We start from the raw sequence: 17,798 nt of genomic DNA, 5'->3' as shown, positions 1-17,798 counted from the left end.
TTCTTTACAGCCGGTACAGCCTCTTTTCGTTAGAACCCCTCTAACTAGCAGTATTTGCGCTTGGCACAGACCTTGCTCCCGACCTTGCACTCGCTCGGCACTGAACGTTGTTCATCCGGCCCCGAGGGTTGAACTTGTGACGTTATAAAAACAATTAAACTAGCAAGGTACATAACAATGAATAACTTGCCGCACGGTCACTGCCCGCCTGAAGGTGACGCACACGAACTCAAACGCAACCTGTCCAACCGCCATATCCAGCTGATCGCCATCGGCGGTGCCATCGGCACCGGCCTGTTCATGGGCTCTGGCAAGACCATCAGCCTGGCCGGGCCTTCCATCATCTTTGTCTACATGATCATCGGCTTCATGCTGTTCTTCGTCATGCGCGCAATGGGCGAGCTGTTGCTGTCCAACTTGCACTACAAATCGTTCATCGACTTTGCTGCCGACCTGCTAGGGCCGTGGGCGGGGTTCTTTACCGGCTGGACCTACTGGTTCTGCTGGATTGTCACCGGCATTGCCGATGTGATTGCCATTTCTGCCTATACACAATTCTGGTTCCCGGACATGCCATTGTGGATACCGGCGCTGACCTGCGTGGGGCTGTTGCTGACGCTGAACCTGATGACGGTCAAGATGTTCGGGGAAATGGAGTTCTGGTTCGCCATGATCAAGATCGTGGCCATTTGCGCGCTGGTCTGCACCGGCTTCTACATGGTGGCGGCGGCCTATCAGTCGCCGGCCGGGTATGCCGCAGCGCTGGCCAACCTGTGGAACGACGGCGGGATGTTCCCCCACGGCGCCATGGGCTTTTTTGCGGGCTTTCAGATTGCGGTGTTTGCCTTCGTCGGCATCGAGCTGGTGGGCACCACTGCGGCCGAAACCAAGAACCCGGAGCGCAACCTGCCGCGGGCGATCAACTCGATTCCGGTGCGCATCATCGTATTCTATGTGCTGGCGCTGATCGCCATCATGGCCGTTACCCCGTGGCGTGAAGTGGTGGCAAACAAGAGCCCCTTCGTCGAGTTGTTCGTGCTGGCCGGCCTGCCGGCAGCCGCAGGCATCATCAACTTCGTGGTACTGACCTCGGCCATGTCGTCGGCCAACAGCGGCGTGTTCTCTACCAGCCGCATGCTTTATGGCCTGGCGATGGACGGTGATGCGCCTGGCAAGTTCGGCGCACTGTCCCGCCGTGCCGTGCCCTCCAACGGCCTGATCTTCTCGTGTGTGTGCCTGACCGGCGGGGCGCTGGTGATCTACCTGGTGCCGAACATGCTCGATGCCTTCACGCTGATTACCACGGTATCGGCACTGCTGTTCATGTTTGTCTGGTCGATCATCCTGCTGTCGTACCTGGCGTACCGCAAGCAGCGCGACCCGTTGCACCAGGCGTCGAAGTACAAGATGCCGGGCGGCACCGTGATGTGCCGGGTATGCCTGGCGTTCTTCGCCTTCATCCTGGCATTGCTGGCCCTGGAGGCCGACACCCGCATGGCGTTGTACCTGGTGCCGGTGTGGTTTGCCGTGCTGGGCCTGGCGTACCGGTCCATCCGCCAGAAAAAACAGGCGACAGCGCAGTTGTCGTTTGACGCTGATTGACCGGCACATTCATGTGTTGCCCAAGGGGACGGCGCGCTGCGCTGGCCCCTTGTTGTCTTTTTGCCAAACAGGGATTTTGGCTGAGGAGCTTAGATGAGAATCCACGTCAACTTTGTCGACCGTGTCGGCATCACCCAGGAAATCCTGTCGCTGCTCGGGGCGCGCAACCTCAACCTGGACGCGGTGGAAATGATTCCGCCCAACGTCTACATCGATGCCCCGACGCTGTCCCCGGTCGTGCTGGATGAACTGTATGCCGCCTTGTTGGGGGTGGACGGTGTGCAGGAGGTGTCGCTGGTCGACTTCCTGCCCGGCCACCGCCGGCGCTTGCAGCTGGAGGCCTTGCTGGCCGCCATGAGCGACCCGGTGCTGGCAGTGGACCCCACTGGCCATGTGCTGCTGGCCAACCCGACGCTGGTCAGCCTGGTGGGCCACGAGCCGGCGGGTGAGCCTTTGAGCAAGCTGTTTGCCGAACCGAACCTGGCGCAGAACCTGATCGACAAGGGTTTTCGCCTGCCCATGTGCGAGGTGAGCTTTCAGGGCCAGTCCCTGCTGCTGGAGGCCACGCCCATCAGCGGCGGCGCCGAAGGCCTGGTGGGCGGCTTGCTGACCCTGTACCCACCCAGCCGCATCGGCGAGCGCCTGGCCTCGCTGCTGCATGACAACGGTGAAGGGCTTGGGGCGTTGCTGGGGGAATCGGCCGCGCTGCAGGCGCTCAAGGCGCGCTTGCACAAAGTGGCGAGCCTGGAGGCGCCGTTGCTGATCCAGGGCGAGACCGGTACAGGCAAGGAGCTGGTGGCCCGTGCCTGCCATGCGCTCAGTGCCCGGCGCGATACGTCATTCCTGGCGCTGAACTGCGCAGCGCTGCCCGAAAGCCTGGCCGAAAGCGAGCTGTTCGGCTACGCCGCCGGCGCCTTTACCGGCGCCCAGCGCGGTGGCAAGCCGGGCCTGTTGGAGCTGGCCGATGGCGGAACGGTGTTTCTCGATGAAGTGGGCGAGATGTCGCCCTACCTGCAGGCCAAGCTGCTGCGCTTTCTCAACGACGGCAGTTTTCGCCGGGTGGGGGGTGGCAATGAGGTGCGGGTGAATGTGCGGGTGGTCTGTGCCACCCACCGTAACCTGGAAAACATGGTGATGGAGGGCAGTTTTCGCGAAGACCTGTACTACCGGCTGAACGTGCTCAACCTGAAGGTGCCGCCCCTGCGCGAGCGGGGCAAGGACATTCTGCTGCTGGCCGAACATTTCCTGCGCCAGGCCTGTGCGCAGATACAGCGCTCACCCTGCCGCCTGGCGCTGGCCACCCATCCGCTGCTGCTGGGCAATCGCTGGTCAGGCAATGTGCGCCAGTTGCAGAACGTGATTTTCCGCGCAGCAGCCATCAGTGAAGGCGAGCTGATCGACTGCGACGACCTGGAACTGGCCGGCACCGCATTGAGCAGTCAGCAGGCCGAGGGGGCGGAAATCGTCAGCCTGGAGGCGGCCGTGCAGGCCTTTGAAAAGGCCTTGCTGGAGAACTTGTACGAGAGCTACCCCTCGACCCGGCAACTGGCCGTGCGGCTGCAGACTTCCCACACGGCCATCGGTCAGCGCCTGCGCAAGTACGGCATCGCCAGCCGGGCCTCGTAGCTGACCCGGTTCGAATGCGCTCCACTGGAGTGATTGCGCTCCGTTTTGCTGTGGCGCCCGCATCCAGTGGCTGGCCCCACAATAGGTGATTGCCGGGCGCTGGCGGTGGAGCGAATACGCTCCGGCGCAGGTACTTCGAAACCTTCTGCTGAATGTTCTAACATACTGATAAATATAGAAAATATTGAGTTGGCATCGCCCTTGCTCTTGTATCTGGCAGTCCCGCACAGGGACCCACCCGATAACAAGAGAGGAACGTCCATGAGCACTCTGCGTTTTACGCCCGAACACGAATGGCTGCGTCTGGAAGCGACCGGCGAGCTGACCGTCGGCATCACCAGCTATGCCCAGCAGGCCCTGGGTGACGTGGTGTTCGTGCAACTGCCGGAGCCTGGTGAGTACGGGGAAGGCAAGGAAGTCGCGGTGCTCGAGTCGGTAAAGGCCGCCAGCAACATCACCATGCCGGTGAAAGGCACGGTGGTGGCAGTCAACCAGGCACTGGCCGACGACCCTGAGCTGATCAACGCCTCGCCGATGCAGGACGGCTGGTTCTTCCGTATCCAGGCCAGCAACCCTGCTGACCTCGATAGCCTGATGGACCAGGACGGCTACGACCGCTTCCTGGCCGACAACGCCTGAACCGGGGTGGCCGCCATGAACAACCCGTGTATCCCGCTGGGCACGCTTGATGAATTTGTCGCCCGTCACATTGGCCCGCGCGAAGGCGACATCGAGGCCATGCTGGCGCTGACCGGCCATGATTCGCTCGACGCGCTGGTCGACAGCGTCATCCCCGCCAGTATAAAAGGCAGCAGTGTGCTCACGCTGACCCCGGGGCAGGGCGAGGCAGAGGCGCTGGCCGCACTCAAGGCGATTGCCGCGAACAACCAGCTGTATCGCAACCACATCGGCCAGGGCTATTACCCTTGCCATACCCCGGCCCCGATCCTGCGCAACCTGCTGGAGAACCCGGCCTGGTACACCGCGTACACCCCGTACCAGCCGGAAATTTCCCAAGGCCGCCTGGAAGCACTGCTGAACTTCCAGACCCTGGTCAGCGACCTGACCGGTATGCAAATCGCCAACGCCTCGTTGCTCGATGAAGCCACCGCTGCCGCCGAGGCCATGGCCTTCTGCAAGCGCCTGGCGAAGAACAAAGCCCCGGCGTTCTTCGCTTCTCGCCATTGCCACCCGCAAACCCTCGATGTGTTGCTTACCCGTGCGCGGCCACTGGGTATCGAGGTGGTCATCGATGATGAGGCGGCGCTGGAGGGCCAGCCCCTGGACGGCTATTTCGGCCTGCTGTTGCAGTACCCGGCCAGTACCGGTGCAATTGTCGATCACCGCGCCTTGGTGCAACGCGCCCATGCAGCGGGCGCGCTGGTTTCGGTATCCGCAGACCTGCTGGCCCTGACTTTGCTGGCGCCCCCGGGGGAGTGGGGCGCAGATGTGGTCATCGGCAGCGCCCAGCGCTTGGGTGTGCCACTGGGTTTCGGCGGCCCGCATGCGGCGTATTTTGCCACCCGCGATGTGTTCAAGCGCGACATGCCCGGCCGCCTGGTCGGGGTGTCCATCGACCGCTTCGGCAAACCGGCACTGCGCCTGGCCATGCAGACGCGCGAGCAACATATCCGCCGCGAGAAAGCCACCAGCAACATCTGCACCGCACAAGTGCTGCTGGCCAACATCGCCAGCATGTATGCGGTTTACCACGGCCCCCAAGGCCTGGCACAGATCGCCCGGCGGGTGCATCGCCTGACGGCGATCCTTGTGCAGGGGTTGCGCCAGCTTGGGCATCATGTCGAACAGGCGCACTTCTTCGACACCGTCAGCGTGGTAACCGCCAGGCCGTTGGCCGATGTGCTGGCGGCGGCCAACGCTGCCCGGCTGAACCTGCGCCTGATCGACGACGTACGGGTTGGCGTCGCGCTGGATGAAACCTGCGAGCAGGACAGCGTCGAGGCCCTGTGGCAGGTGTTCGCGGGCGCCGGGCAGGCGCTTCCGGACTTCGCCGCTTTGGCTGCCGACGGTGCCGATTGCCTGCCGTCGGTGCTGCTGCGTGACACGCATTACCTGCAGCACCCGGTGTTCAACCGTTACCACTCTGAAACCGAGCTGATGCGCTACCTGCGTCGCCTGGGCGACAAGGACCTGGCCCTGGACCGCAGCATGATCGCCCTGGGCTCGTGCACCATGAAGCTCAACGCCGCCAGCGAGATGATCCCGATCACCTGGCCCGAGTTCGGCGCCCTGCACCCGTTCGCCCCGGCCAGCCAATCGCTGGGCTACCGCCAACTGACCGATGAGCTGGAGGCCATGCTGTGTGCGGCCACCGGGTATGACGCCATGTCGTTGCAGCCCAACGCCGGGTCCCAGGGCGAGTACGCCGGCCTGCTGGCCATACGCGCCTACCACGCCAGCCGTGGCGAGGCCGGGCGTGATGTGTGCCTGATCCCGTCGTCGGCCCATGGCACCAACCCGGCCACGGCGCAGATGGCCGGCATGCAGGTGGTGGTGGTCAACTGCGATGAGCGCGGCAATGTCGATGTGGCCGACCTGCAGCACAAGGCCGAGCATCACAAGGCCAAGCTGGCGGCCCTGATGATTACCTACCCTTCGACCCACGGGGTGTTCGAAGACGGCATCACGCGAATCTGCGACATCATTCATGCGTGTGGCGGCCAGGTGTACCTGGACGGCGCCAACATGAACGCCATGGTCGGGTTGTGTGCGCCCGGCAAGTTCGGTGGCGATGTGTCGCACCTGAACCTGCACAAGACCTTCTGCATTCCCCACGGCGGAGGTGGCCCCGGGGTCGGCCCGATCGGCGTCAAGGCGCACCTGGCGCCGTTTCTGCCGGGGCACGGCCACCTGCCCAAGCAGCAGGGTGCGGTCAGTGCGGCGCCATATGGCAGTGCCAGTATCTTGCCGATCACCTGGATGTACATCCGCATGATGGGCGGGGCAGGGCTCAAGCGTGCCTCGCAGCTGGCGATCCTCAGTGCCAACTACATTGCCCGGCGCCTGGAAGAGCACTACCCGGTGCTGTACACCGGCGAGAACGGCCTGGTGGCCCACGAGTGCATTCTTGACCTGCGCCCGCTCAAGGACAGCAGCGGCATTGGCGTCGAGGATGTGGCCAAACGGCTCATCGACTTTGGCTTCCATGCCCCGACCATGTCCTTTCCGGTGGCCGGCACGCTGATGGTCGAGCCGACCGAGAGCGAGTCCAAGGAGGAACTGGACCGCTTCTGCGCCGCGATGATCTGCATCCGCGAAGAAATTCGCGCGGTGGAAAACGGCACCCTGGACGCGCTCGACAACCCGTTGAAGAACGCCCCGCACACTGCCAGCGAACTGGTCGGTGAATGGGCCCACAGCTATAGCCGGGAATTGGCGGTGTACCCGCTTGCCGACTTGCACGAGAGCAAGTACTGGCCGCCGGTGGGGCGCGTGGACAACGTTTACGGCGACCGCAACCTGGCCTGTGCCTGCCCGCCGCTGTCGAGCTATCAAAACGCCTGACCCTGCTGGCCCGGAGCCGCTCCGGGCCATATTTGCCGACCAGACAATCAAGGAATCACACCCATGTTCCATAAAAGCCTGACCCTGTCCGATTTCGACCCTGCGCTGTCCGAGGCCATCCGCCGCGAAGTGCAACGCCAGGAAGACCACATCGAGCTGATCGCTTCGGAAAACTACACCAGCCCGCAGGTGATGCAGGCCCAAGGTACCGAACTGACCAACAAGTACGCCGAAGGCTACCCCGGCAAGCGTTATTACGGTGGCTGCGAGCATGTCGACGTGGTCGAGCAGTTGGCCATCGACCGTGCAAAACAACTGTTCGGCGCGGGTTATGCCAACGTCCAGCCGCATTCTGGCTCCCAGGCCAACGCTGCGGTCTACCTGGCCTTGCTGCAAGCCGGCGACACCCTGTTGGGCATGAGCCTGGCGCATGGCGGCCACCTGACCCACGGTGCCAAGGTGTCGTCATCGGGCAAGCTGTACAACGCCGTGCAATATGGCATCGACGCCAACGGCCTGATCGACTACGACGAAGTCGAGCGGCTGGCCGTCGAGCACCAGCCGAAGATGATCGTGGCGGGCTTCTCGGCCTATTCGAAAACCCTCGACTTCCCGCGTTTTCGGCAGATCGCCGACAAGGTCGGGGCCTACCTGTTCGTCGACATGGCCCACGTCGCCGGGCTGGTAGCGGCGGGGTTGTACCCCAACCCGCTGCCGTATGCCGATGTGGTCACCACCACCACCCACAAAACCCTGCGCGGGCCACGTGGTGGCCTGATTCTGGCCAAGGCGGACCCGGAGCTTGAGAAAAAGCTCAATTCGGCGGTGTTCCCGGGCGGGCAGGGCGGGCCGCTGATGCATGTGATCGCGGCCAAGGCGGTGTGTTTCAAGGAAGCTTTGGAGCCTGGCTTCAGGGACTACCAGCGCCAGGTCATCAGCAACGCCCAGGCCATGGCACAGGTGTTCATGCAGCGGGGCTTCGACGTGGTTTCAGGCGGCACCGACAACCACCTGTTCCTGGTCAGCCTGATCCGCCAGGGCATTACCGGCAAGGACGCCGATGCTGCGCTGGGGCGTGCGCACATCACGGTGAACAAGAACGCCGTGCCCAACGACCCGCAGTCGCCGTTCGTGACCTCGGGCCTGCGCATCGGCACCCCGGCGGTGACGACCCGTGGCTTCAAGGAAGCGCAGTGCCGAGCCCTGGCGAGCTGGATCTGCGACATTCTCGACCACCTCGGTGATGCTGACGTCGAGGCCCATGTGGCGGGCCAGGTCTCTGAGTTGTGCAAGATGTTCCCGGTATATCCAGCCTAGCAAATGGGGCCGCTCTGCGGCCCTTCGCGGGCTTGCCCGCTCCCACAGGTGCGGCGCTGGACTCAGGTATTGCGCAACTCCTGTGGGAGCGGGCAAGCCCGCGAAGGGCTGCAAAGCAGCCCCTGTGATGCTGTCGGTCAATATCAGCGCAGAGCCAGGAGCCAGCCATGTCAACCGAACAACTGCAACACACACCACCGCGCCCGCAGCCTTTGCAGGCCGGGGTAAAACTGCGCGGCGCCGAAAAGGTGGCGCGTATCCCGGTGAAAATCCTGCCCACCGAGGATGTGCCACGCAAGCCCGACTGGATCCGCGTGGCCATTCCTACCACGCCCGAGGTAGCGCGGGTCAAGGCCCTGCTGCGCAAGCACAAGCTGCACAGCGTGTGCGAGGAAGCCGCCTGCCCGAACCTGGGCGAGTGCTTCTCTGGCGGCACGGCGACATTCATGATCATGGGCGACATCTGCACCCGGCGGTGCCCGTTCTGCGACGTCGGCCATGGTCGACCCAAGCCGCTGGACGTCGACGAGCCGAAGAACCTGGCCATCGCCATCGCCGACCTGGGCCTGAAGTACGTGGTGATCACCTCGGTGGACCGTGACGACCTGCGCGATGGCGGCGCCGGGCATTTTGCCGATTGCCTGCGCGAGATCCGCAGGCTGTCGCCGGGTATTCAGCTGGAAACCCTGGTGCCCGATTACCGCGGGCGCATGGAGGTGGCCCTGGCCATCACCGGCCAGGAACCGCCAGACGTGTTCAACCACAACCTCGAAACCGTGCCGCGCCTGTACAAGGCGGCCCGGCCGGGCTCGGATTTCGAGTGGTCGCTGGACCTGCTGGAGCGCTTCAAGCAACAGGTACCAAGGGTGCCGACCAAGTCCGGGCTGATGCTAGGCCTGGGCGAAACCGATGAAGAAGTGATCGAAGTGATGCAGCGCATGCGCGAGCATCAGGTCGACATGCTGACGTTGGGGCAGTACTTGCAGCCTTCACGCAGCCACCTGCCGGTGCAGCGCTTCGTGCACCCGGACACCTTTGCCTGGTTTGCCGAGCAGGGCTTGGCAATGGGGTTCAGAAACGTGGCATCCGGGCCATTGGTGCGTTCGTCCTACCAGGCTGACCAGCAAGTGCAGTTAGCGGAACGCGCCGTTGCCGGTTGAGCGTTGCGCCCTGATCGCACTTTAAAAAAGGGAGGGAATTAAAAGTTGGCATGGAAATCTCATGTACAGCGCTTGGCATACGATTTTCGTAACCTTGCGCTCACCTCCATGGACAAAAACAAAAGGGGGCTTACATGAGTTGTCTGATTTGCGCGGGACAGGCGCAATCCGTCGAGTGCACCCAGGGATGGGAAGAGCGGCATTGTTCCCAGTGTGGATGTTACCGAATGTCACAAGCGCTCATCCTGGTGATGATGGAAGAGGGGCAGATTTTCGATACGGCGCGCATGCGGGAATGGCTGGCGGCTCGGCGTGTGCTGGTGCCCGTTCCTTCCATCGACCATACCCAGGCGATATTGGCGCGTTGAACGGACGTTGCGGCGGGCATGGTGTACCTGGCCTGGTGGACTGCGGCATCATAGCGTGCCCGGCCATCAACGCACCCAGGAGACCACGATGATCAACACTGGCGATCTACTGCCCGACGTTACGCTGTACGAGTACAACAATGACGAAGGCGCCTGCGCGATCGGCCCGAATGCCTTTTCCGTTCACGAGCACTGCAAGCAGAAAAAAGTGGTTGTTTTCGGTTTGCCCGGCGCGTTCACGCCTACCTGCTCCGAACGCCACGTCCCGGGTTATGTCGCTGAGGCACAAGCGTTGTTCGCCGCGGGAGTTGACGAGATTCTCTGCGTGTCCGTGAACGATGCCTTTGTCATGAATGCCTGGGGCAACAGCCTGCAGGTGGGCGAAGCGGTGAGGATGATCGGCGATGGCAACGGCGAGTTCAGCGACGCACTGGGCCTGATCCAGGACCTGTCGGCGCGTGGGTTGGGGCGCCGTTCGCTGCGTTACGCCATGGTGGTCGACAACCTGGTTGTCAAACACATTGCTGTCGAAGCGCCCGGCAAGTTCGAGGTCAGTGATGCGGCGAGCGTGCTGGCCACGTTGCGTCACGTGTAGCCGCCAGGCCTTTCAGTCAGGGCCTGTCAGGGTCGCCAAAGCCTATTTCAAACCGACCCGATAACAACAAGGGAAAAGACGGTTGAAACTGCATCAACTCAAGGCGCTGGTCGCCATCCACAACGCAGGCAGCATCCTTGAAGCTTCCAAGCTCATGCACATTACCCAGCCTGCGCTGAGCCGTTCGATCAAGGACCTGGAACGGGAAGTCGGCTTCAGCCTGTTGCAGCGGTCGCACAAAGGCATGGCCCTTACCGAGGAAGGCAAGCGCGTCATCCGCCACGCCAACCTCGTGGTGGAGAGCATCCGTCGCCTGCAGATCGAAGCCGCGAGCATTCAGGATGCCGCGCTGGGCGCGGTGTCGATCGGGGTGACATCGCTGACGGCGATGCTCGATGGTGTCGATGAGAGCATCCTGGCATTCCGGCGCAAGTACCCGCGGGTGAAGATCACCATCACCGACTTGCGCCCCAGCCAGATCCTGCAACGCCTGCGCGACGGCAGCCTGGACTTTGCCATTACCTCGCAGCAACCGCTGAGCCGGCTGAGCCTGGACTGGGAGGCGCTGGGCAGTATCAAGGGCAGGGTGATTTGCCACGCGTCCAACGCACAAAAGTTTTCCAAGTCGCTGCGCACCTTGCAGTACGGCCACTGGATCAGCCTGGACGAATTGTCGGACCAGGCTTCGCAGTTCCACCAGCTGTTCGAGGTCAACGGCCTTCAGGTGCCGCAGAACACCATTGAATGCACCTCGGTGATGATGGCGCTCAAGCTGCTGAAAAACACCGAATCGTTGATGACCATCAGTGAGCTGGCGGTGGACCAGGGCTTCACTCTGGGCGTGCATGGCGAGTACGTGGCCATGGCGGTGCAGGAGCTTATTCCGGACTACCCCATCAACCTGGTCTGTATCGACCGCCACAGCCTAACGGCGCCTGCCCAGGAGCTGTTCCACAGCTTGCGCGGGCAGGTGCTCAGGCAAACCCGCCCAGTGGCGTCAGAAGTGGTAGTACATGCCTAGCGAGACATTGCCAGGGTTGTCGCCAACCTGGTCCACCGGGGTGCCGGCATAGGTGACTGACGACGCACGCTGGTTGGCAATCAGGCCGAGCCGTCCGTAGACGGCCCAGCGTGGGTTGATGAAATGGTCATAGCCGATCATCACCCCTGCTGCGTCCTTGTCGCGGGCGGTGACCTTGCGTTGCATCACGGCCAGGCGCAGCACATCCCGCTCGCCGACTGGCGCCATCACCCCCAAGGTGTATAGCGTGGTACTGGGCGTGCCGGCCTGGTCTACGTCCTGGCGTTGCCAGGTCAGGCTGGTGGCCAGTGGGCCGAAATCGTAGAACGCCGACAGGCTCTTGTAGTAGTTGGCGGTCTGGCGTGAGCTGCCCGCGTCGTCCCAGGGGTCGCTGTAATACAGGTTGTAGGAGGCCAGCAGCATCACCCGACTGTTGCGGTATTGCAACCTGGCGCCGCCGCCACGCACGGTGCGCCCCTGGCTGGCGGCATCGTCGAAGCCGAAGCTTAGCGCGGTGCCGATGCTGAAGCCGTTCAGGTTCGGGCTGGTGTAGGCCAGGGTGTGCTTGGGGCGCAGGTCCAGGTAAAAAGCGCCCTTGCCGGCGGCCGGCAGGGCCAGGTAGGTGTAGGGTGAGCCGTAGGTGGCCAGGAACGGGTCAGCGTAGGTGGGCGTGCCCATGCTGTAGGTCTTGCCGAACTCAAGCTTGCCCACGGTGCGCGAGCGCAGGGCGACGGTTGCCAAGCGCAGGGTACCAATGGTGTCCCAGGTGCCTTCCAGGGCTTTGCCATTCACGTTGAAACCTTCCTCGACGTCCAGCTCCAGCACGGTGTCGGGGTTCAGCCCCTTGCGGGCATATAGCCCGACCTTGTTGGTCCAGGCGCCGCCGCCGGCCAGGCGAAAGCCCGAGTGGTGCTGCGAGTCGTGATAGCTGGCGAATGCATCCACGGTGCCGTAGACCTTGAGGTTGTCATCGAAACCGTTATCCACCCCGTAATAACCAAAGCCCGGCGCAATCCGGCCGAGCGTCGGAAAGCCCTCGGCCTGTGCCTGCGCGGCAAGGCACGCCCCTTGGATCATCAGCAGCAACGACGTAGTGCGAGTGTTCATTCACGACTCCAGGCCAGCACAGTGATGTGGTGGCTGTAGCGTCGGTGAACAGCGCGTTGCAGCGTGATTGCTTATTCGGCCATGTCATGCCGTTTGGTTAATCAAGGCCCTGCGGGGCGTTACGGGTGGCGAGAAGGTCTGCGCTAGACAGGCTTCGAACACGCGCGAGGCCGCGCTTGCTGCCGGGTTGAGTGAGCACTAAAGGGGCAGCGCGCAGAGGCAAGGCAATCTGTGCGCCAGTTCAGGGCAAATTGGCCAGCGAGCGGTCCGGTCAATTAACCAATGGTTAGCCACATGCCTAAACTGCAAGTGTGTTGGGTGCCCGATTGGCCGATATTCGCTGCATGCCGCGAATTGCCATCGGAGATAACAATGACTACACCGCTACCCGCACCGACCCTCATGCAGACGGGCGCGCATTCAGCCGCGCAGGCATCTTCCTCACGTAAAACCTTGATTGCCTGCTCGCTGGGCAATGCACTGGAAATGTACGACTTCACGATCTACAGCTTTTTCGCTGTGCTGATCGGCAAGCATTTCTTCCCCGCCGAGTCGGCGATGGCTTCGTTGCTGATGTCGCTGGCCACCTTCGGTGTCGGTTTCCTGATGCGCCCGGTGGGGGCGATGGTGATCGGTCGCTATGCCGACCGGCGCGGGCGCAAGGCGGCATTGAGCCTGACCATCGGGCTGATGACCCTGGGTACTGCGCTGATCGCGTTTGCGCCCACCTATTCGCAGATCGGCATTTTCGCCACGGTGCTGCTGGTGGCTGGCCGGCTTATCCAAGGCATGTCGGCAGGCGGGGAGGTGGGTACCGCGTCGGTGTTCCTGATGGAGTCCAGTGCGGTTGGCAAACGTTGCCAGAACGTCAGTTGGCAGGCCGCTAGCCAGGGATACGCTGCATTGCTGGGGGCCGGCTTTGGCTTTGCCCTCAGCCAGTTGCTCGAGCCTGCCGCCCTGGAAAGCTGGGGATGGCGGATCCCGTTCATTTTCGGCCTGCTGATCGGCCCGGTCGGTTGGTACATTCGCACGCGTTTGCCAGAAACCCATGCGGCCGCCCCGGCGCACAAGGCCGAACAGGCGCTGGACGCTGAACTGCTCAAACGTATCGCCCAAGGCATCGGCCTGATGGCCAGCTCGACCATCGGCATGTACCTGTTCGTGTTCTACATGCCCACCTACCTGACCACGGCCTTGCATTACCCGCCAGGCAGCGCGATGGCAATTGCCTGTATCAGCAGCGGCTGCATGGCGGTCATCTGCCCGTTGGCCGGCAAGTTTGCTGACAAGTATCAGCTGCGCAAGCGCCTGCTGGGGTGGACGGTTGCCATGCCGGTGGTGCTGACCCTGCCGGTGTTCTACCTGCTTGGGCAGGTGCAGCACATGGGCCTGGCCATGATGTGCGTGGCGGTGCTGATACTGCCTACCTGCATCGGTGCCGGCGCGTTCTTTGCGCTGATCATGGAGGGCTTCCCGAAAGCGCGGCGCTCGTTCGGCACCTCGGTCAGCTACAGCCTGGGGGTAACGATTTTCGGCGGGTTTTCGCCGCTGGTGGCGACCTGGCTGATTGCGGCGCTCGGCACCCCGTTGGCGCCGGCGTACTTCCTGCTGGCCGGTGGTGTTGTCAGCCTGGCCTGCCTCAAATACTTCCCCGAAAACAAAGGATGCGAGTGACATGGGCACTTTGAACATGACTACTTTTGACAGCAATCAACCTCAGCCCCCGGCAGCAGGGCTGGAAGAGTTCGTTGTGATTCGCCGGCAGATTCATGCCGCACCGGAGCTTGGCGGCGACACGCCTGACACGGCGGCGCTGGTGGCCGACAAGTTGCAGGCCTGGGGTTATGAAGTGCATCGCAACGTAGGCGGGCATGGCGTGGTCGGGGTGCTGCAAGCAGGGGACAGCCCGCGCAGCATCGGCCTGCGTGCAGACATGGACGCATTGCCCATGAGTGAGAAAAACCCCTTTGAGCATGCCAGCAAGATCCCCGGTCGCATGCATGCCTGTGGCCATGACGGGCATACCGCGATCCTGTTGGCAGCCGCTGCGCAACTGGCGGCCACGCGCAGCTTCAACGGCACGTTGAACGTGATCTTTCAGCCGGACGAAGAGGGCCTGGCCGGGGCCAAGGCGATGATCGACGACGGCCTGTTCGAGCGCTTCCCGTGTGACTCGGTGTATGCGCTGCACAACATGCCCGGCATGCCGGTGGGTACCTGCGTGGTCCAGGCCGGGCCAACCATGGCGTCCTCTCAGCGCGTCAGCATTCGTATCACCGGCAAAGGCGGGCACGGGGCGATGCCGGAACTGTCGGTGGACCCGGTGATGGCGTTGAACAGCCTGATCAGCGGTATCCAGACCATCAAGTCGCGCAACCTGAGCGTCGAGGAATATGCCGTGATCAGCATCGGCATGATCCAGGCCGGTACCGTCTACAACATCATTCCTGACGAAGCCAGCATGCTGCTGAGCGTGCGCACCGACACGGCCGAGACCCAGCAGAAGATCAACAGCCGCATTGACGCCCTGGCCAGGGGGCATGCCGAAAGCTTTGGCGTGGAGATCGACGTTCAATACACCCAGCTGGCCCCCGCGTTGTGCAACAGTGACCACGAAAGCGCGTTGCTGCGTGAAAGCCTGAGGCCGTTGTTCGCCGACGGCGCGCTGCTGGACAAGATGCCGAAGAAGGTCATGGGCACCGAAGACTTTGCCTACATGTTGCAGGCACGGCCTGGGTGTTACTTCATGCTGGGGAATGGTACCGGCGAGTTTCATGGGTGCTCGGTGCATAACCCGCACTACGATTTCAATGATGCATTGGTGAAGATTGGCGCCGATTGCTGGGTGAAGTGGGTTCAGGACTACCTGCGTTGATGCCATTGCCGGGCGGGGCGCCGGCCCTCCATGCTTCCCTTTGTGATAGCAACTGGTTTGCAGGCGAGCACCATGGGAGCGCAGGGTTCAGGCTCACACAGGCTCTGTGGGAGCGGCTTTAGCCGCGAACACCGGCGAAGCCGGTGCCATTCACCGCGATGAATCCTTCGCGGGCATGCCCGCTTGTATGGTTAGACTTGAAGGGGTGGTGGGACTAAATGCCCGATTCTGACTGTTCACAGCAGTACAGACCGTGGGAGACATCGCCCCACCCCTTCCACCAAAGCGCCGATAAAGAATGCATCGTTTGCAAACGACGATAGAAGCAAGCCAGCGCCTCTTGGTGAAACCCCTTCAAGCCAAAAAACCATAACGTGAGGAGGCTCCCGTGGCAATGCAGGCTGGCAAATTGATCGTGGGTGCGGATGTCGCGAAAGCAGAGTTAGTGATTCATCACGATGATCGCGATGAGATCATCAAGGTGAAAAATACCAAACCGGAAATCAAGAAATGGCTGAAGCAACAGCCTCTCAACACGGCAATTGCTGTTGAGGCGACCAATGTTTACCACCTGGACTTGGTTGAGCTGGCCCATAGCCTGGGTTTCGAGGTCTATGTCATTGATGGATTCCAACTGAGCAACTACCGCAAAAGCGTGGGTGTACGGGTAAAAACGGACCCCACTGATGCTCGGTTGCTGTCCCGATTTTTGAGAAACGAGGGGGAAGACCTCCGCCCTTGGACTCCCCCTCCCGCCGTCTACGGCAAGCTTCAGAGCCTTCTGCGACGCCGAGCGGCCTTGGTGACTGCCCGCACGGCGATGACTCAAAGCTGGGCTAATGAAGCCCTGTTGAAAGCCGCCTTCACAACCTTTGTAAAATCGATAGACCGGCTGGATTTGTTGATCCAAAAGAAAATTAAAGAGGTGCTGCGCGAAGCTGGGCTGCACGAGCAAGTTGCTCGCTGCCAAGCGGTAGAGGGCATTGGGTTTCTCACCGCCACTGCCTTGGTAATGGCCTTTATGCGGGGCGAGTTCAAGAGCAGTGATTCGTACATTGCATTCCTGGGAATGGATCTACGAGTGATTGATTCTGGGCAGAAGAATGGACGTCGCCGCCTGACCAAGCGAGGCTGCTCAGAAATCCGTCGTCTGTTGCATAACGCGGCGATGTCAGCCAGCCGGACGGCCACTTGGAAAGGGATATACGAACAACATCGCAATGCGGGTAAAGCAACAACCCAGGCGTTGGTAATCCTGGCCAGAAAGCTTGCGCGAGTGGCATTCGCCCTGATGAAGAATCAGGACGAATATGTCTCCAAAGGTGGGAAACCGGCTTGCTGAAAACCATAGAATCTCCCACAGGTATCGCGTAGGCTTCAGGCCTACGCAGTACCTGGGCTGCCTCCCGGAAGCTGGATGCTGATCCGGCAGCCAACCCTGGCGCGGGCTACAGCAATTGAACGTCCCGCCACGCCAGGGCTCTCACAAGCAAAGGGTACAGCGAGGACGCCTTCATGAGCATCGAACGCAGCATTCCCGAACTTGAAGCCTGGTACGCCCAGTACGATGACATCAGTTACCGGCGCGAGTCACCGGATGCCTATCACCATGAACTGGTTCGCACCGCCGAGGCCCTGCGCGACGATGGCGCCATCGACTGGGACGACTGGTTGGCGCTAAAGGCGCTGGCTGATGAGGCGCATATCCGCGCGCTGGAAGACGCCGTGCAGGCCCATGTAAGCGACCCCGACGCATGAAAGCGCTGAAGATTGCCACCTTCAATATCAATGGCATCCGCAGCCGCTTGCCAGCGCTGCTGGCCTGGCTGGAACGCGAGCAGCCCGACATCGCCTGCCTGCAGGAGCTCAAGGCAGCCGATCAGCAGTTCCCTCGCGCGCAGCTGGAGGCGGCAGGCTATGGCTGCCTTTACCAAGGGCAACCGTCATGGAACGGCGTGGCCATCCTGGCACGGGGCAGCGATCCGCTGGAGGTTCGCCGCGGCTTGCCAGGCATGGAAGATGACAGCCAGAGCCGCTATCTGGAAGCGGCGGTACATGGCGTGCTGGTGGCGTGCCTGTACTTGCCGAACGGCAACCCGCAGCCAGGGCCCAAGTTCGATTACAAGCTGCGCTGGTTCGAATGCCTGATCAAGCATGCGCATAGCCTGTATGAAAGTGGCCACCCCACGCTGCTGGCCGGTGATTTCAACGTCGTGCCCACCGACATGGATATCTACAACCCGCGCTCCTGGCTGAAGGACGCTTTGCTACAGCCTGAGTCGCGCGCGTGTTACCAGCAACTGCTGGATCAGGGCTGGGTCGATGCCATACGCCATCTGTACCCGGACGAGCGGGTCTACACCTTCTGGGACTATTTCCGCAATCACTGGCAGCGCAATGCCGGGTTACGCATCGACCATCTGTTGCTAAACCCCGAGCTGGCGCCTTACCTGAAGCAGGCGGGGGTTGATGCCTGGGTGCGCAACGAGGTCAAGGCCAGCGATCATGCACCCGCCTGGATAGCGCTGGGTACACGGCGCGGTCGATCACAGACAGTGTAAAAAACGCCTGGCCCGCGCAGCGACGCGGGCTCTTTTCGGCC

15 protein-coding genes are annotated in these 17,798 nt (G+C 62.1%); 14 read left to right on the top strand and 1 reads right to left on the bottom strand.

Annotated features, from left to right (window positions below; all coding sequences use genetic code 11):
• The first annotated feature begins 177 nt into the window (after positions 1-177).
• The 9 genes from cycA (at position 178) to N805_RS10375 (ending at position 11,214) form a co-directional block, all read left to right on the top strand.
• Positions 178-1,602 carry a D-serine/D-alanine/glycine transporter gene (gene cycA, locus N805_RS10410; protein ID WP_028613683.1) on the top strand — a complete coding sequence of 475 codons (1,425 nt, stop codon included), beginning with the start codon at positions 178-180 and terminating at the stop codon, positions 1,600-1,602.
• Between the two features lie 93 nt (positions 1,603-1,695).
• A complete protein-coding gene (locus tag N805_RS10405; RefSeq protein ID WP_028613684.1) occupies positions 1,696-3,228 on the top strand; it encodes a sigma-54-dependent transcriptional regulator in 1,533 nt (510 codons plus the stop codon).
• A gap of 261 nt (positions 3,229-3,489) precedes the next feature.
• A complete protein-coding gene (gene gcvH / locus N805_RS10400) occupies positions 3,490-3,867 on the top strand; it encodes a glycine cleavage system protein GcvH (protein WP_028613685.1) in 378 nt (125 codons plus the stop codon).
• Positions 3,868-3,882: 15 nt separating this feature from the next.
• On the top strand, positions 3,883-6,753 hold the full coding sequence (gcvP, locus tag N805_RS10395; protein WP_028613686.1) for an aminomethyl-transferring glycine dehydrogenase: 2,871 nt from the start codon (positions 3,883-3,885) through the stop codon (positions 6,751-6,753).
• 63 nt (positions 6,754-6,816) lie between these two features.
• Complete coding sequence (gene glyA / locus N805_RS10390; RefSeq protein ID WP_028613687.1) at positions 6,817-8,070, top strand: serine hydroxymethyltransferase; 1,254 nt, start codon at positions 6,817-6,819, stop codon at positions 8,068-8,070.
• Between the two features lie 167 nt (positions 8,071-8,237).
• A complete protein-coding gene (gene lipA, locus N805_RS10385; protein ID WP_028613688.1) occupies positions 8,238-9,230 on the top strand; it encodes a lipoyl synthase in 993 nt (330 codons plus the stop codon).
• A gap of 227 nt (positions 9,231-9,457) precedes the next feature.
• Positions 9,458-9,598, top strand: a complete 141-nt coding sequence (locus N805_RS30750; protein ID WP_016486219.1) for a hypothetical protein — start codon at positions 9,458-9,460, stop codon at positions 9,596-9,598.
• 88 nt (positions 9,599-9,686) lie between these two features.
• Positions 9,687-10,193, top strand: coding sequence for a peroxiredoxin (locus N805_RS10380; protein ID WP_028613689.1), 507 nt, complete (start codon positions 9,687-9,689; stop codon positions 10,191-10,193).
• 82 nt (positions 10,194-10,275) lie between these two features.
• Positions 10,276-11,214: a LysR family transcriptional regulator gene (locus N805_RS10375; RefSeq protein WP_028613690.1), complete on the top strand. Its 939-nt coding sequence runs from the start codon at positions 10,276-10,278 to the stop codon at positions 11,212-11,214.
• On the opposite strand, the gene N805_RS10370 is transcribed toward N805_RS10375, so the two are convergent.
• Positions 11,191-12,321, bottom strand: coding sequence for a porin (locus N805_RS10370; protein ID WP_028613691.1), 1,131 nt, complete (start codon positions 12,319-12,321; stop codon positions 11,191-11,193). The genes N805_RS10375 and N805_RS10370 overlap by 24 nt on opposite strands.
• Positions 12,322-12,693: 372 nt before the next feature.
• On the opposite strand from N805_RS10370, the gene N805_RS10365 reads away from it, so the two are divergent.
• The 5 genes from N805_RS10365 to xth all read left to right on the top strand — a co-directional run bounded on the left by N805_RS10365 (position 12,694) and on the right by xth (position 17,757).
• Positions 12,694-13,995, top strand: coding sequence for an MFS transporter (locus N805_RS10365; RefSeq protein WP_028613692.1), 1,302 nt, complete (start codon positions 12,694-12,696; stop codon positions 13,993-13,995).
• A gap of 16 nt (positions 13,996-14,011) precedes the next feature.
• Complete coding sequence (locus tag N805_RS10360) at positions 14,012-15,196, top strand: M20 aminoacylase family protein (RefSeq protein WP_028613693.1); 1,185 nt, start codon at positions 14,012-14,014, stop codon at positions 15,194-15,196.
• A gap of 388 nt (positions 15,197-15,584) precedes the next feature.
• Positions 15,585-16,538 carry an IS110 family transposase gene (locus N805_RS10355; protein WP_028613411.1) on the top strand — a complete coding sequence of 318 codons (954 nt, stop codon included), beginning with the start codon at positions 15,585-15,587 and terminating at the stop codon, positions 16,536-16,538.
• A 173-nt stretch (positions 16,539-16,711) separates the two neighbouring features.
• Positions 16,712-16,954, top strand: a complete 243-nt coding sequence (locus N805_RS10350) for a hypothetical protein (RefSeq protein WP_016486338.1) — start codon at positions 16,712-16,714, stop codon at positions 16,952-16,954.
• Positions 16,951-17,757, top strand: coding sequence for an exodeoxyribonuclease III (xth, locus tag N805_RS10345; RefSeq protein WP_028613694.1), 807 nt, complete (start codon positions 16,951-16,953; stop codon positions 17,755-17,757). The genes N805_RS10350 and xth overlap by 4 nt, the downstream gene beginning before the upstream one ends.
• Positions 17,758-17,798: the final 41 nt, after the last annotated feature.

It is taken from the genome of Pseudomonas putida S13.1.2 (genome assembly GCF_000498395.2).
GTDB lineage: Bacteria > Pseudomonadota > Gammaproteobacteria > Pseudomonadales > Pseudomonadaceae > Aquipseudomonas > Aquipseudomonas putida_Q.
The sequence above is the reverse complement of the archived record's forward strand: the minus strand, read 5'-3'. Positions and strand labels throughout refer to the sequence as shown.